We start from the raw sequence: 16,056 nt of genomic DNA on the forward strand, positions 1-16,056 counted from the left end.
AGCCAAAAACGAGATTCCTATTGGCTGGGACAGAGTAAACTTCCCGTTGAACACTTTGGTTTGCAAGACATGGAAAACTTTAAAATAGGGCAATACTTACTCCTGATCGTGGTCATACAGGCCCTGACCACGCTGGGCTTTGGGTTCATTCAGGAAGGCGGGGACTGGGAGGTCGTTCCTATGTACCCAGTGGTGTACCTGCTGCCTGCCGTCTTCATCAATTACCTGTATGGCTTGCTGCTGCAGATTTTCAGCCCTAAGCTGCCCGCCAACGGCTTCTGGATTCTGTGGTTCATCCTAGGCACCGGGTTTCTGCTGGTGAATGAGCTGTTCATTCAGGGAGCCACGGTCATGGTGCATTTCATTGTTCTGGCCGCTGCTTTTTTGAACCTCGTCTACTTCTACAAAGACCTGGGCAGAAAGAAACCTACCTACCAAAATCCATCCTAGCCCTTCGTTTTTGGCTTCTTTTCCAGAAAACAGCCCAAAAACGACAATGGAGCCATCTCCACATTTTCAAATCATCAAATTGAGAAAATAGCACATCGGCACATTAACTCATTAGCACTTTAAATATCCCGTGAAACCATCGCATTCTACAGAGAACCCCTGGACCACCCTTCAGACCGAACCAAAATACAGCAACCCCTGGATTAGCGTGCGCGAAGACCAGGTCATCAATCCTGCCGGTGGAAAAGGCATTTACGGCGTGGTTTCCATGAAAAACAAGGCCATTGGCATCATCCCGATAGACGCGGAAGGCAATACGTGGCTGGTGGGCCAGTACCGCTATCCTTTGAACGAATACTCCTGGGAGATTCCCATGGGCGGCGGACCGGTGGAACTGGATGTGCTGGAGTCTGCGCAACGCGAGTTGAAGGAAGAAACGGGCTTCACGGCTGCCCGCTGGACCAAGATTGCGCGCGTGCACACGTCTAACTCGGTCACAGATGAAGAAGGCTTCATTTTTTTAGCCGAAGACCTGACTGCCGGCGAGACTGAGTTTGAGGAAACCGAGGACATTAAAATATGGAAGATTCCTTTGGCTGAGGCGGTGGAAATGGCCATGCGCGACGAGATCACAGACTGTATTTCGGTGGCGGGACTGCTGAAGGCCGAGCGCTTTCTGGCCGCCCGAAAGAACAAATAATTTCCTGGAGGTAGCACTAAATGCACAGGCAGGCTGTTCCGTTTTTGCCCTGTTTTCCTGAAAACACTCTAAAAACGGCAAAGGCAGACGGTGTGCGTGGTACTATTTTAAATTATTTGTAATTTTGAAGAGATGAACTGGCTAAAGAAAACCGGAAAGAGAGCGTATTCTGTGTGGTGTACCACATGGTTCGTGCTGCCATTTATCACCTCCTATCCCCTGTTCAGGCTTTTCGTCTCCAAACCTAAATGGTACCGCCACGGCCACATGCTCAACCGCATTTGGTCTAAAGTGCAGTTGCGCATGTACCTGATGCCCGTGAAAGTACGCGGCCGTGAGTTCTTGGACCCCAACCAGAAATACGTTTTCGCGCCCAATCACAGTTCGTTCATAGATATTCCCATGGTGTTGGCGGCCATTCCCGGCTTCCTTAATTTTGTGGGCAAGAAGTCGCTCACCAAAGTGCCGTTGTGGGGCCTGATCTATGACCGTCTGTACATTTCTGTGGACCGTAAAAGCGCCGTCAGCAGTGCCAAAGCCTATATCTCCAGCAAGAAAAGTCTGGAAGAAGGACGCAGCGTGGTGATTTTCCCGGAGGGGACCATTTCTGAGGAAGCTGGCAAGGAACTGCTGCCTTTCAAGGACGGTCCGTTTAAACTAGCCATTGAGAAGCAGGTGCCGCTGGTACCCATCTCCATGCCGTACAACCATCTCTTTCTGCCAGACGTGAAAGGGAAACTGGTGATCAGATACCATCGTCTGGAGATGACCATTCACAGACCCATACCTACTGAAGGCCTCACGTTGCAAGATGTTGAGTTTTTGAAACAGCAGACCTTTTCCATTATTCAAGAAGAATTACACGCCAAGAACCATGAGCACCAATATAGAAACACTCCGTCAGTTAGCGCACTTAGCCCGGCTTGAGTTTGATGAGACCAAAGAGCAGGAAATGCTCAAAGGCTTAAATGAGATCCTGGACTGGGTGGACCAACTGCGCCAGCTGGACACGGCCAACGTAGAACCGCTGGTGCACATGTCTGAAGAAGTGAACGTGCTGCGCGAAGACGTAGCCCAGAACACCGTGAGCCATGAAGACGCCCTGCGTCTGGCCCCGCGCAAAGACTCAGATTATTTCAGGGTTCCTAAAGTGATGGAATAGGCTTGATGGCTTTCGTTGCTTTCTGGAAAAACATAGAGAAGGGCCCGCGTGCCCTTTATCTTTTACTATTGGTTGCCGTTCTGGCCGCCGTGGGTTTGGGCTTCTACGGATTTTACAAAGGCGACCAGCTGGTGTTTCCGTTGGAGAGACAGGCCGAGCTGTATCCCGCCGAGGCCCATTTGGATGCTTCCTCTCCCCTGCTCACGCTTATCAGGATTGAGGCCAACGCCTATCTGGTCTCTGAACGCTACACCGTGGGTGCCATGCAATTACCCGTCTGGGCCGTTTGGGCGGTATTGGCCGGTATGGGCGCGGCGCTCACTTTCTTCTGGAGCATTATCAGTTCTTTAAAGCGCATGCCGTTTTACGTGGCCATTGGCCTGGGCATGCTGTGGCTGGCTACCTTCAACCTGGATCTGCTGGGCATTTTTTCTGAGACCGGCCGTACCCTTCTTCTCATTGTGCTGGGGGTGTTGGGTGGAGTGAGCTATCTGTTTCATTCTTTCCTGCCGCAGGTAAGTTTCATCAAACGGTTCTTGGTCTTCGCCCTGCTGGTGATTGGCCTAGGACTGGCTATTTTTTATGCGTCTCCATTTCCGGCAGAACAGACGGCCATGCACCTGGTCAATTACAGTACCATGGGCAGTATGGTGGCCTCAGCCCTGTTCTTGTTATTGGTGGCGTATGAGAATTTGCATGGATTGCTTTGGTTCAATACGCAGGCCCAGCAGCCGCAGCGCCGTTTTGGTTTGCCGCAGTTTGTGCTCATCAGTGTGCTGTATCTGGGCAACCTGTTGTTGCTTTACCTAAAACAGAACAACGTCCTGGACCTGGACATTTTCCTGCTGCACCCCTTCCTGATTTTGCTTTGCTCTGCGCTGGTGGGTTTCTGGGGCTTGCGTCAACGGCAGCTGCATTACTCCCGCTTCCTGCGTTTTGAGACAGAAGCGGCGCCCATTTACTTGGTGCTGGCTTTACTTACCGCTCTCAACCTGGCCTACGCCTTGTTATTAGCCAATGACGCCTTCCTGAAATCTTACGCCAACCTGATCGTTCTCACCCACCTGGCATACGGAGTACCTTTCCTGATTTACGTGCTGGTGAACTTCGCGCCTTTGATTAAGCAAAAGCTGCGCGTGTATAAAGTAGTGTATGAACCCCGGCGTCTGCAATATTACACGGTGTATTTGATGGGATCAGTGATTCTGGTGATCCTCATCATGCAGTCCTACTATGCGGTGCAGCACCAGGCCATGGCCGGCTATTATACTTACTTAGGAGATTTATACCGCCAGACCGAAGCCAAGCCCTTATTGGCAGAACAGTATTACGCAGAAGGCGCAGACCGAAGCAGAACCAGCCAGCGCGCCCGGCTTTCGCTTCTGGACATGTACCACCAGGGCGGCATGCGCACCCTGGAACTGAGAATGCTGGAAAACTTATTGCAACAGAATCCGGCCCCGGCCCATTACCTGCGGTACGCCAACTTACTCACAGACCAGGCAGACTTGTTTGCGCACCTGCAGTTGCTCCGCGACGGCGTGAAAGCATTTCCGGAGAACGGGCCGCTGTTGAATAACCTGGCCTTGTTGTATGGCACTACCACCTTCCAGGATTCGGCGGCGCTTTACCTGGATGAAGCCCTTTCCCATGCGGTGGATCCAGAGGTAGTGCAGGCCAACCAACTGGCTTTCCTGCTTCGGCATGGCTATGAGGCGCAGGCCAAAGAGTTTGCCAACAAGTATGAGGGAACCTATAGCCCGCTATTGACCAACAAACTAGCCATTGCCTATCTCCTGAAACAGAGTACCCCCAGTGAGTTGCCTGGCGTTTTGAAGGATAGTGTTTTGACGCCACAGTCGTTTGCTGGCTTTTACCTGCGGCATTTGGTGCCCACAGTCAAAGCAGACACAGCCGCCGTTACCACCATTGATCATCTGCTATCACAGGAGGCCAATCAGCCTTACGCAGATGATTTGATCTTGCTCAAAGGGTTGCTGCAACAGCGCCAAGGCTTGGCGCGTGAGGCCAAGGCCACTTTAACCCGGTTGGCCACCTCCAGCGAGGCCGGAGCCGGATATTACAAAGACATTCTGGGACAATGGATGTTGCAGGCCCAATTATACCCCCTAGCATTGCAGTACTTTCAGGAGGCTGGCCAGGCCCGCTATAAGGATGCGCAGTTGCACGGGGCCATCGCGGCCGCGTTAAACCAGGACTTTGGGCTGGCCGCTCAGATTGCCTTGCAGCCGGCCAGTGCGTTTCCAGACCAGGGCCAGCAACAGGCGGCCACGGCCATTGTCATTGCTTCCCAGCTCACGGCAGAACAAGCCACCTCGGCGCCAGATTCGCTTAAAGTGCGGTTCCTGCAATTGCAGGCTTCCCAATTACCCGTGGCAGAAGTGGAGAGGGTGGCTCAGCAGATTACCACGCCTGCTTTGGCACCGGTGGCGGCGCTTCCGTTGGTAGCCAGGTACGTGCAGGAAGGTAACCTGCTGGAGGCGCAGCGGCAGTTGAACACGCACTTCCCTAAGAATTTCCCCAACAACCTGCTCAAATCTCAGGCGCATGTGCTGCAAGGGCATATCTGGCAAAAGGCGGGGCAGTGGAAGGAACTGGAACAGACCTTGCCCAAGCTGTATTTTGCGCAGCAGCACCTGGGGACTAAACTTTATTTACAGGCGCAGGTTGCTCAGCGTAATAAACAGAGTAAACAAGCGACTAATCTCTATAACCAGCTTTCAGAAAAGGCCCCGGGGCATGAGCAAGGCCAATTGGCCGCGGCTTCTTTCTTTAGTGCCCAGAAGCAGGGATTACGCGCGTATGACATTTTACTAGAGGCGGTTAACTACAACCCATTGTCGGTTACCCTCAGGAAAGCCTATATCAAAGAGGCACTCCAACAGGGTTTGAAAGACTATGCCTTGCAGGGGTTGGAAGGGTTACAACCTTTGGTTAGTCCTACGGAATACCTTACCTTTAAAAGAGAAATAGACGCCCACCTGCAGGCCAGTGATTCACTGAACCAGAGTTGGCAGTAAGGACACACAGCCTATGAGCACCATCATTCAAACCAATGAGATTTCGCGCATGTACCAGATGGGCACCGAGACCATCCATGCCCTCAGGTCTATTTCCATTGAGATTCAGAAAGGCGAATACGTGGCGTTCATGGGACCGTCTGGTTCTGGAAAGTCCACGCTCATGAACATCATTGGCTGCCTGGACACGCCCACCAGCGGCACCTATATTCTGAACGGCAAGGATGTGAGCAACATGGTAGACAATGAGCTGGCCACGGTGCGTAACCGGGAGATTGGCTTCGTGTTCCAAACGTTCAACCTGTTGCCCCGGTCTTCATCTCTTGAGAATGTGGCCTTGCCTTTGATTTATGCCGGCTACAGCAAATCTGACCGCGAAGAAAAAGCCATGGAAGCCCTGAGAAGCGTAGGTCTGGACACCCGGGCCAAGCACAAGCCCAATGAACTGTCGGGTGGGCAGCGCCAACGTGTGGCCATTGCCCGCGCCTTGGTGAATGACCCCAGCATTATCCTGGCAGATGAGCCAACTGGTAACCTGGACTCCAAGACCTCTTATGAGATCATGGAGCTGTTTGAGAACCTTTACGCCAAGGGCAACACCATCATCATGGTAACCCACGAAGACGACATAGCCCATTACGCGCACCGCATAGTGCGCCTGCGCGATGGCCTGATTGAGTCTGACGTAATTAATGACAACGTGACGATCCCTCATTTACAGGCCGCCGCGCACAACGCATCTATCTAGTTAATGAAAATTTACACCAAGACCGGCGACAAAGGCGAAACCTCTTTGATTGGCGGCACCCGCGTTAAAAAATCACACGTCCGCATTGAGGCCTACGGCACTGTAGACGAGCTCAACTCCTTTATTGGCGTAGTGCGTGACCAGGAAGTAAACCTAAAGCGCCAGGCCCTTTTCTCTGAAATACAGGACCGCCTGTTCACAATAGGTTCTACTTTGGCTACAGATCCAGAAAAAGACACCAAAATCCAGACCCCAGACCTGCACGAAGAAGACATTAAGCTGTTAGAGAAAGAGATGGACGCTTTGGACCAGAACCTGCCGCCTTTGCGTAACTTCATCCTGCCGGGCGGCCACGTGGCTGTATCATTTTGTCATGTGGCGCGTACAGTGTGCAGACGGGCAGAACGTCTTTCCATTGCCTTGCAAGAAGACTCTCCCGTAGATGATCTTATCATCAAGTACCTGAACAGACTTTCTGACTTCCTTTTTGTTCTAAGCCGCGCCATGAGCCAAGAGCTGGGCGCACAAGAAATAACCTGGAAGCCTCGTATCTGAGGCTTTTTTTATTGGAGCATTACCTAAAAACCGTACATACTCACCTATTGTTTTTATGCAATCAGACATCATGACTATTCATACCCAAGTAACCACCGCCAGCCGGTTGGCAGACCTGGACATGGAGAACATCCAGTTCGGGAAAATCTTTGCAGACCACATGGTTTCCATTGACTATGCAAACGGCGAGTGGCAGACACCCCAGATCTTACCGTATGGCCCTATTGAACTAAGCCCGGCCACGGCAGCATTGCATTATGGCCAAGCTTTGTTTGAAGGCATGAAAGCCTATAAAACCGTAGACGGCCAGGTTGTGTTGTTCCGGCCGCAAGCCAACTGGGCCCGCATGAACGAGTCTGCCAAGCGTCTGTGCATGCCAGAGATCCCGGAGGAGTTGTTCATGGAAAGCCTCAAGCAACTCATTGCCCTGGATGCAAACTGGGTACCTGGCAAAGTGGGTAACTCACTGTACATAAGACCCTTCATGTTTGCCAGTGATGCCTTGGTGGGTGTACGCCCGTCAGAGACGTATAAGTTCATGATTTTCTGCAGCCCTGCCAGCCAGTATTACGCTGAGCCGGTGCGCGTGAAGATTGAAGAAAAATACACCCGCTCTGTAGAAGGCGGCGCCGGTTACGCCAAAGCAGCCGGTAACTACGGTGCCTCTCTATACCCAACCAAGTTGGCGCAGGAGAAAGGCTTCCATCAAGTGATCTGGACAGACGGCAAAGAGCACAACTTCATTGAAGAATCTGGTACCATGAACGTGATGTTTGTGATTGACGGCAAATTAATCACGCCTGCTTTGAGCTCCTCTATCCTGGCTGGTATCACCCGCGACAGCGTGTTGCAACTGGCCCGCGACTGGGGAATGCCGGTGGAAGAGCGCCGCATCTCTGTACAGGAGATTGTAGACGCTCACGCCGCTGGTACCCTGGAAGACGCCTTTGGCACCGGCACGGCCGCTACCATTGCGCCCATCAAGTCCATCATGTACAAAGAACATGAGATGGAATTGCCGGCCGTGGCCAACCGTACTTTCTCTAACAAAGTAGCCGCAGAACTAGACAAAATCAGACACGGCCAGGCAGAAGACGTGCACGGCTGGATGGTTCCGGTTCAGTAGAGCTACGGTCAGACACAAGCTATAAGACGCAAGACACAAGGCCTTCTCAGGTAATCACATCTGAGAATCTTGTATCTTGCGTCTTTCCTATGTGAGAAGATTGTGAAATGAAGAATGCCGTTTTTAGCCTGTTTTACAGAAAATAAGCCAAAAACGACGGTTGAATCCAAACCAGAATCATTTTCTGACATTCATTTATGCGCAGACTTGCCTTAGCTTTTCTCTTTCTTGTCGCTCTTACAACGGCCTCCTTCCAGGCTGCTCAAGATCCAGGTGCCATAGATTTTTATCCAAAAGTCCAGGCTTTTGATTTAAGCTCTGTTTTGGCCGCAGACAGCATTTCTATTGAAGATGAGCAGAGAAAGATTGAAAAGCAGGAGCCTTTTGGTTTTATTGGCGACGACTATCAAAGGTTCTTCATTCATTTTACGTCTGTTATAAAAAATCCAGACAATGCATATCAATACCTGGTCTATGGAAAATCAAGGGTTAAAGATACCGTTTGCGATTTTCAAGGAACCATCACGGTCAAAAGTGCCAGGCTCCTAAAGGAAAGTGACCACCCAACATTCAAGCAAGGCATGGTTGTAGGCGAATACAAGTTCTATGAAAATGGAAGGCTTCCCGCCACAGGCTTTCTACAAGGAAAAGTTACTACAGATTTTTACCTGGACGAGAAACAGAAAATCCATTACGACGACTTAATGTTCTCAGCGGACGGCTTCAAGAATAATCAGTTCCAAGGAACCTGGACGAGTTATAAAACAGGAATTACCAAGAAATGTAACTGGGGAGATTATAGAATCCCATCCAGCGGAGATTTAGACATTGGGGCCGGTGAATTCAGTGTAAATGGGAAATACATAAAAAACGGCTGGCAAAACTACATGAAGGCCTTTATTGGAAACCCTGATTTACCTGAAACCAAAAAGGCAAAAGCGACGGAAGAGGCGAAATGGTGGAAATAGAAAGTATACACTAAATTCTCATTTTCACATCGTCACATTTCCAAATCTTCACATCAGAAAATAGCACATCAGCACATTAAAGTTTTAGCACATTAGCAGCATGACCCAAGAGCAGATAAAAGAGTTAAAAGGCCGCGTAGAGGCTTTGAGGAGGTATCTTTGACTACGATGCCAAGAAAGAACAAGTACTAGCCATTGAAGAGAAATCTACGGCACCCGACTTCTGGGATGACCCCAAGAAAGCCGAGGTAGTCTTGAAGGAAGCCAAAGGACTGAAAACCTGGACCGATGACTTTGAGAAGACCAACAAGGCAGTGGAAGACGTAGAAGTGCTCTTCGATTTCTATAAAGAAGGCGACGTGTCTGAAGAAGACATTGCCGCTGAATATAAGTCTGCCCAGGATGTAGTAGAAGCCTTGGAGTTCAAGCGGATGCTGAGCAACGAGGAAGACCAACTGGGCGCCGTGCTGGAGGTAAACTCGGGCGCGGGTGGCACGGAGAGCCAGGACTGGGCCGAAATGCTGTACCGCATGTACCTCATGTGGGGCGAACGCAAAGGCTACACCGTCAAACAAATTGACTTCCAACCTGGCGAGGGCGCGGGTATCAAATCTGCCACGCTGCAGTTTGACGGAGACTTTGCGTATGGCTACTTGAAAGCCGAGATTGGCGTGCACCGCTTGGTGCGTATCTCGCCGTTTGACTCGGGTGGACGTAGGCATACCTCTTTTGCCTCGGTGTTTGCCTACCCGGTAGTGGATGACACCATTGAGATTACCGTGAACCCCGGTGACATTGAATGGGACACCTACCGCGCGGGCGGTGCTGGTGGCCAGAACGTGAACAAGGTAGAAACCGCGGTGCGCCTTAAGCACAAGCCAACTGGCATTACCATTGCCGTGCAGATTGAGCGCTCGCAGCTCATGAACAAGGAGCACGCCATCAGAATGCTGAAGTCTCAGTTGTACCAGATTGAGATTAACAAGCGCAACGAGGAGCGGGACAAGGTAGAAAGCACCAAGAAGCGCATTGATTTCGGGTCGCAGATCAGGAACTACGTATTGCACCCGTACAAGCTCATCAAAGACATACGCACCGGCGTAGAACGCACCGATGTGCAGAACGTGCTGGACGGTGACCTGGATGATTACATCAAAGCCTTCCTGATGCAAAACTAAGCGTCCAAGCCCAGAATGATGCATCAAAAGCGCCTTCTACTGTTGAGTAGAAGGCACTTTCGTTTTTAGGCTAATTTCTGCAAAACAGGCCAAAAACGGCAGCAGGAAAGGCTTGATGAGTTGAACCGAGGTCCCTAGCCAAGTGTTCTTCTCATACGCCGCGCTTCACGCAGAAGCCTTTCCCGGCAAAACACTTGGCTTGTCTATCATAGCGGGCTTTCCATCTTTTATGAACCACTTTTATTACAGAACCTCTCCCCCAGTTCGCAGGCAATTGCGGCCCTTCAGGAAACCTTTTTTCTGGAAGCTGCTGTTGGCCGCCTTCCTTCTGTTAAACATTATTTTATTGATAGCCGCCGGAAAACCCAGTTCGGCTACCATTGCTCCTATTCAATTACGCGCCGAGAAACTGCCCTTCATCCCGAACGAGTTTCACATAGCCGAAGTGGTGGATGAAAGAGTTTCCCAAAAAACCATTGGCACGCTGGTGCCGCCGTTTACAACTCCTGCCTTGCCTCCGGCGGCTCAGACCGTAGACTTTCAGGGAGGTGCCGTGCTGGCCATTACAACCTACCTTCAACAAAGCTTGGCGCAGAATGCCAGCCTGCGGCCCATTACGCTCAAGATCAAAGAATACCAGGTCACAGAAACACCCGGCGACAAAGGAAAGGTAAACGGGCAAGTGGCCATCTCTGTGGCATTTGAATTACGGCGCGAAGGCAAGCAGATTCACCTGTTGGATTACAAAAGTGGCGCCCGGTACATCCGCTCCAGCCATCAGTTGACGGTAGTAGAGTCCACGCTCAGAAAACTGTTGAACGGTTCTCTGGAATACCTGCATCTCTGGATGGAACGCGAAGCCGCCGGCAACGAGAAACTGGCCAAAGGTCTACAGGTACACATCACAGACCACCTGGAGAATACCGAGCCAGACACGCTGTTCTATGACCCCAACCAGCCGTTGAACTTCAGTGACTTTAAGGGCCGAAGACCACCCAACAACTTCGCGGCCTCCATCTTTCCGGGTTTGTCATATGAAAGCACGGCCACCATGGACAAAGGCATCATCCATATCAAGATTCACGTAAAAGTATACGCCCTGCGCGAACTCACCCAAATACAAGATAATGCCCGAGACGCCCGTACCCTCAACCATGAGCAACGGCATTTTGACATCGTGAAAGTAGCCGCCGAACGCTTTAAGCAACGCATTCAGCCCCAGAAGCTTACTATAGAAGACTATGACTCCATGATTCAATACGAGTACCTGAAGGCGCTCTGGGAAATTGGCGATGAGCAGAAAAAGTACGACGCAGACACCAGCCACGGCATTTCCTCTGCAGGGCAGGCAAAGTGGAACGCCTACCTGGACGAGGAATTGAAAAAACTGGGTGTCTACCCTTCTTCCGGCCTGACGTCTTCTAATTAGCATAAGCAGTAAAAACGGTGGCCCATGCTTTTTGTAAAGCATGGGCCACCGTTTTTGGCATCTTTTCCAGAAAACAGGCTAAAAACGACTTTAAAAATCGCGCACAGAACAAACAACGCCATTGGCCAGGCTAGGCTTTTCCATCAACTGAATAACCTGCTGCGCGGCTTCTTCTGGTGAGGCCAGCGCTTTGTTCTGGTGCATGTCTTTAAAATTCTGCACACTGCTGAACTGCGCCACGTCTGAACTTCTGATCTGCTCCTGCATATCTGTGTCAATCACCCCCGGCGACAGCGAGAACACCTTCACGCCCGTCTGCATCAAGTCCTGTTCTACCTGTGCTGTCTGGGACAACATATCCAGCGCGGCTTTTGAGGCACAGTAAGCCGCCCAACCGTCTATAGGCCGTTGCCCTGCCCCCGAACTTATGTTCACAATCATCTTCTCACAGTCCTGCCGGTGTTGGTAGACTTGCAGGAACATGTTCATGAGCATGGCCGGCACCACCACGTTCACGTCAAAGACAAACTCAAAGTGCTCGTTCTGGCTCTGCCCCACGTAGCCAATATCGCCTACCACGCCGGCGTTGTTCACCAACACTATTTTCTGGGCATCGGGCAGAGGCTCAAATATCTTGTGCAGGTTGTGCTCCACGCCGGCCATGTCAGAAAAATCAAGCGGCTGGTGGCGGTAGTTCTTATGCGTAATGGAGCAGTTTCTGGACACGCCAATGACTCTGTTCTGGTCATCTTTCAATAAGGCTTCGGCAATAGCTTTGCCCAACCCGCGGCTGGCACCCGTGATGATATAGTAGTTCATGATTTCTAATTAGAAATTAAAAATTAGAGATTAGAAATGGATATTCTAGTTTCCTCCTTGGCTTTGCATACGCAGAAGAGCGGGTAAAAAGTTGGGAGGCTTGATTGATCATGGGAGTGTTTGGAAGACCCAGGAGTGCCTTAACGAAAGTAAAAGGCCTCACGGGTTTTGAAAACCTGTGAGGCCTAAGGCAAACCGTTTTTGGCCTTTTTTCTGGAAAAGAAGCCAAAAACGCCATACACTCTCCCGCAAGCTTGTAGCTTGTGGGTAAGATGAGGCAAGTTTACAAACTTGCGTGCCTCACCATGCAAGTCGTGCAAGTTGGAAACTTGCTCTATGATTGGCTCCAAGTTATAAACTTGAAGCAGGGCGTTTAATCACCGCCTGTCTAGCTGGCCCACAAGATCCCCCAAGTCAAGCCTGGGATGTCCCACTTTCAAGATGACAAAGAGGGAGGAACGGTCAAATCGGATTAATTCTTAATTCTTAATTATAAAATATACTGGCTAAGGTCTCTGTTTTTGACCATGTCACGCAAGCGCTCTTCTACCATTTCTGGGGTGACCATGAGTTTGGCGTTGGTAGGAATGGTGTCTGGCACGTCATACAGAATGTCATTGAGCAGGCGGCTCATGACGGTGTGCAGACGGCGGGCGCCAATGTTCTCCACTTCGGCGTTTACCTCAAACGCGATTTCTGCAATCTTCTGCAGGGCTTCATCTGAAAAAGACAGCTCTACTTCTTCTGCTCTCAGCAGTTCTACATACTGCTTGGTGAGCGCATTCTTCGGGTACTTGAGAATCTGGTAGAAATCGTCTTTGCTCAGGCTCTGTAGTTCTACTCTAATCGGGAAACGTCCCTGCAACTCTGGAATCAAATCTGAGGGCTTGGCCACGTGGAAAGCTCCGGCGGCAATGAACAGGATATGATCGGTTTTGATGACGCCGTATTTGGTGTTGACGGTGCTTCCTTCCACAATAGGCAAAAGGTCCCGCTGAACGCCTTCGCGGCTCACGTCTGGGCCGCTGCCGCCTTTGCCGCTGGCGCTGGCTACTTTGTCAATCTCGTCAATGAAGATGACGCCGGCGTTCTCGGCTTTGGCAATGGCCTCTTCCTTCACCTCGTCCATGTCAATGAGCTTGGACGCTTCTTCTTCTAGCAGAATTTTGCGGGCCTCAGAGATGGTCACTTTGCGCTTCTTGGTCTTTTTGGGCATCATGTTGCCAATCATCTCCTGGATGCCGGCCATCTGCATTTCGTCCATGCCCGGTCCCATCACACCCACCCCCGAAGAAGCGCTTTGCGACACCTTGATTTCAATCTTACGGTCTTCCAGTTCGCCGTTTCTTATTTTCTCCCGGAAGCGCTCACGCGTACGCTCGTTGAGTTCATAATCGCTATTGGGCTCCTCTGAACCAATAGAGCTGTCAAACCCCATTTCACGATTTCCTGGCTGGTTGATAGGCGGAATGAGGGCGTCCAGGATGATGTCTTCCACCATTTGGGCAGCCTGCGCTTTTACGTCTTCCTTTTTGCGGGTCTTGACCATGTTCACGGCCTGTTCCACTAAGTCACGCACCATGCTTTCCACGTCGCGGCCTACATAGCCTACCTCGGTGAACTTAGAAGCTTCTACTTTGGTGAAGGGCGCGTCTGCAATGCTGGCCAAACGGCGGGCAATCTCGGTCTTCCCCACGCCGGTGGCGCCAATCATCAAGATGTTGTTGGGCACAATCTCCTTCTGCATCTCAGGATCGGCGTGCATGCGGCGCCAGCGGTTACGTAAGGCAATGGCCACGTTGCGCTTGGCGTCATGCTGGCCAATGATGTATTTATCCAGTTCGGCTACAATTTGAGCGGGGGTCAAGTACTTGGTTGGATCTAACATAGGTTAATTTTGAATGAGAGAATGAATGAATGAGAGAATGCAAAAGTCTCATGCATTCTTCTTCAAGTTTATACTCTATGCCCGAAGGCTATTTTTATTTCGGTTCTAATTCGTTTTTGGCCTATTTTCTAGAAAACAGGCCAAAAACAGCATGAAATTAACTAATGGTTTCTGCTACACTTCAGCACGAATTCTATCCTTACCATATTTCATATTAAAATGAATACGCTCTTACATCCATTCTAACCTTCTTTCCATTGGTGCAAGATGTTCCATGATTGATTGGTTATCTCTTATGAAAAGTGTTAAATCTGCGATTGTTTCAGAGACACCCACTAAAAATTGTTGTCCATCTTCCTGAGTAAACAAAAATGCTGAATCGTATTTTACAGTTATCAGCTCTTTTCCTTCACTGTTCCACTCATCTACATCTTTATCTTCAAAGAGTTGTATTCTACTAATCGCACTTGATGGAGTGATATTTATTGAGCAGGAAGCGAGTAAATATCCTTCTTCGCTTATTTTTATTTCTTTTGGGGTTTTAGATTGACTTACCTCCAATTGATAGTATTCATAATCATCAAAATCTATCCAAGAGGTCTCAAAGTTGAGAAACCCCTTTTTTGAGGATAATGAGAATGAGGATGATTCAAATAGATTGAGGTTTACATTTACTTGCAACCCATTGCTGTAAATCATAAACACATGTTCACCAATTAACTGTTGAACTAGTTCGATGCTTTGATTAGACAGGTAATTCTCTATTATTCTCATATCTTATAATATACCCAACAATTAGATAGTTGGCACATTATCAAAGCTCCGGCGCTTTACTCAAAAAGCTGTTCAGGTCGGTGGTGAGCGTGAGGTAATGACCGGCGCCGGCCACGTGAAACTTGGCGTAGCTGTAGTCAAACCGGAAGGCTTTGATACGGATAGAACTCCCGAAGGAGAAACCCGCCATACCGCCCGCGTTTTCCTGAACCAGTTCCTGGTGCCGCAAATGGTTGTACCCCGCCCGCAATTGAAAGTTTTGACTCAAGAGAAATTCACCACCTACCACAAAGTGCCGGGCCAGCTGGTCCCCGAAGCTTTTTTCTTCCTTCACCTCCTCGTTGTTCTCATTGATGGTGCCTTTTTGGTTGGGGTCTAGATAGACAATATCCCATCTATGCAACTGATGTCCCGTCACCGACAATCTGAACGGCGCGTGCTCTGGTTTGTAGCTCACGCCCAGTTGTATATCCAAAGGCAGAGGCTCGCGGTCACTGCCGTCATAGGGTTTGAGCATAAGGCCCAAGTTTTTGATGGCCACACCTACAATCAGTTCTTTTTCTGGATGCTTGAACGAACCGCCCAAGTCTAAAGCTGTTGCGAAGGCCTGGTTTCCGGCAATGTTAGAAACCGCCCCTTTTAAGGTACCGCCCACCGTTATATGTTCAATGGTAGACGCATGCGAAAGCGTGACCACGTAATCCCGCACGTTAAAGCTTCCTTCCTCCAGACCGGCGGCATCGCGTTGGGTGAAATCCCCATAGTCCAGATACTGTACACCCACGGCGTTTCTGCCGTATTTGGGGTGGTCAAAGGTGTACTGGACGTTGTTTTGGCTGATGTCTGAGAGGTAGTTGAGGTGTGTGAAAGACAAATGCCGATTGGTCTTGCCTTGCATCAGCGCCGGGTTTTCCGTGACGGCATTCACCTCTTCCAGCCCGGACGAAATATTGATGCCACCCAAGGCCGCCACCCGTGCGTGGGTAGGGACTTGCAGAAACGAAAAAGCAGAACGCCCTCCTATCTGGGCATAGGTACACTGTAGCACAGCAACCCATAGAAGCCCCAGAAGGAAAAGGCGTTTTTGCATTGTTTTCGTGAAAATAGGCTAAAATCAGCTTTTCTAATGTAGATCCCTCGCTCGCCTCCGGAGAGTGTGAGAAACATGCGGTGTCTCGCCGTTTATTAGATTAACTTCATACACTCATAACGGCCAGA

Annotated in this window: 15 protein-coding genes; 11 read left to right on the plus strand and 4 right to left on the minus strand. The window is 50.1% G+C overall.

The features are described from left to right. Nucleotides 1-69: 69 nt before the first annotated feature. The 11 genes from GU926_RS07175 (at nt 70) to GU926_RS07225 (ending at nt 11,357) form a co-directional block, all read left to right on the plus strand. Nucleotides 70-450, plus strand: coding sequence for a hypothetical protein (locus GU926_RS07175; RefSeq protein WP_160690433.1), 381 nt, complete (start codon nt 70-72; stop codon nt 448-450). A 130-nt stretch (nt 451-580) separates the two neighbouring features. Next, nucleotides 581-1,150: an NUDIX domain-containing protein gene (locus GU926_RS07180; protein ID WP_160690435.1), complete on the plus strand. Its 570-nt coding sequence runs from the start codon at nt 581-583 to the stop codon at nt 1,148-1,150. 192 nt (nt 1,151-1,342) lie between these two features. Further along, nucleotides 1,343-2,077, plus strand: a complete 735-nt coding sequence (locus tag GU926_RS07185) for a lysophospholipid acyltransferase family protein (protein ID WP_232058460.1) — start codon at nt 1,343-1,345, stop codon at nt 2,075-2,077. Next, a complete protein-coding gene (gatC, locus tag GU926_RS07190; RefSeq protein WP_066505141.1) occupies nt 2,025-2,312 on the plus strand; it encodes an Asp-tRNA(Asn)/Glu-tRNA(Gln) amidotransferase subunit GatC in 288 nt (95 codons plus the stop codon). The genes GU926_RS07185 and gatC overlap by 53 nt, the downstream gene beginning before the upstream one ends. A 5-nt stretch (nt 2,313-2,317) precedes the next feature. Next, a complete protein-coding gene (locus tag GU926_RS07195; RefSeq protein ID WP_160690437.1) occupies nt 2,318-5,353 on the plus strand; it encodes a hypothetical protein in 3,036 nt (1,011 codons plus the stop codon). Nucleotides 5,354-5,366: 13 nt separating this feature from the next. Continuing rightward, entirely contained in the window at nt 5,367-6,101 is a 735-nt protein-coding gene (locus GU926_RS07200) for an ABC transporter ATP-binding protein (protein ID WP_160690439.1), read from the plus strand. Nucleotides 6,102-6,104: 3 nt separating this feature from the next. Beyond that, nucleotides 6,105-6,656: a cob(I)yrinic acid a,c-diamide adenosyltransferase gene (locus tag GU926_RS07205; protein ID WP_160690441.1), complete on the plus strand. Its 552-nt coding sequence runs from the start codon at nt 6,105-6,107 to the stop codon at nt 6,654-6,656. A gap of 55 nt (nt 6,657-6,711) precedes the next feature. After that, on the plus strand, nt 6,712-7,782 hold the full coding sequence (locus tag GU926_RS07210; RefSeq protein ID WP_160690443.1) for a branched-chain amino acid aminotransferase: 1,071 nt from the start codon (nt 6,712-6,714) through the stop codon (nt 7,780-7,782). Nucleotides 7,783-7,979: 197 nt separating this feature from the next. Continuing rightward, nucleotides 7,980-8,750: a hypothetical protein gene (locus GU926_RS07215; RefSeq protein WP_160690445.1), complete on the plus strand. Its 771-nt coding sequence runs from the start codon at nt 7,980-7,982 to the stop codon at nt 8,748-8,750. A gap of 100 nt (nt 8,751-8,850) precedes the next feature. Continuing rightward, nucleotides 8,851-9,928 (plus strand): peptide chain release factor 2 gene (gene prfB / locus GU926_RS07220; protein WP_160690447.1). Its coding sequence is split into 2 segments (ribosomal slippage): nt 8,851-8,901 and nt 8,903-9,928, totalling 1,077 coding nucleotides; the frame shifts between segments, so codons are not numbered across the junction. 346 nt (nt 9,929-10,274) lie between these two features. Beyond that, nucleotides 10,275-11,357 carry a hypothetical protein gene (locus tag GU926_RS07225; RefSeq protein ID WP_160690450.1) on the plus strand — a complete coding sequence of 361 codons (1,083 nt, stop codon included), beginning with the start codon at nt 10,275-10,277 and terminating at the stop codon, nt 11,355-11,357. Between the two features lie 90 nt (nt 11,358-11,447). Here the strand turns inward: GU926_RS07225 and GU926_RS07230 are convergent, their stop codons facing one another. The 4 genes from GU926_RS07230 to porQ form a co-directional block, all read right to left on the minus strand. Beyond that, nucleotides 11,448-12,176 carry an SDR family NAD(P)-dependent oxidoreductase gene (locus GU926_RS07230; RefSeq protein WP_160690452.1) on the minus strand — a complete coding sequence of 243 codons (729 nt, stop codon included), beginning with the start codon at nt 12,174-12,176 and terminating at the stop codon, nt 11,448-11,450. A 490-nt stretch (nt 12,177-12,666) separates the two neighbouring features. Next, nucleotides 12,667-14,064, minus strand: coding sequence for an ATP-dependent protease ATPase subunit HslU (hslU, locus tag GU926_RS07235; RefSeq protein WP_160690454.1), 1,398 nt, complete (start codon nt 14,062-14,064; stop codon nt 12,667-12,669). Between the two features lie 231 nt (nt 14,065-14,295). Beyond that, nucleotides 14,296-14,838 (minus strand): hypothetical protein, encoded by a 543-nt coding sequence (locus tag GU926_RS07240; RefSeq protein ID WP_160690456.1) that lies wholly within the window; start codon nt 14,836-14,838, stop codon nt 14,296-14,298. 40 nt (nt 14,839-14,878) lie between these two features. Beyond that, the gene (porQ, locus tag GU926_RS07245) at nt 14,879-15,928 is read right to left on the minus strand and encodes a type IX secretion system protein PorQ (RefSeq protein WP_160690458.1); all 1,050 of its coding nucleotides are present in this window, start codon (nt 15,926-15,928) and stop codon (nt 14,879-14,881) included. Between the last annotated feature and the right edge of the window lie 128 nt (nt 15,929-16,056).

Source organism: Nibribacter ruber (assembly GCF_009913235.1).
Lineage (GTDB): Bacteria > Bacteroidota > Bacteroidia > Cytophagales > Hymenobacteraceae > Nibribacter > Nibribacter ruber.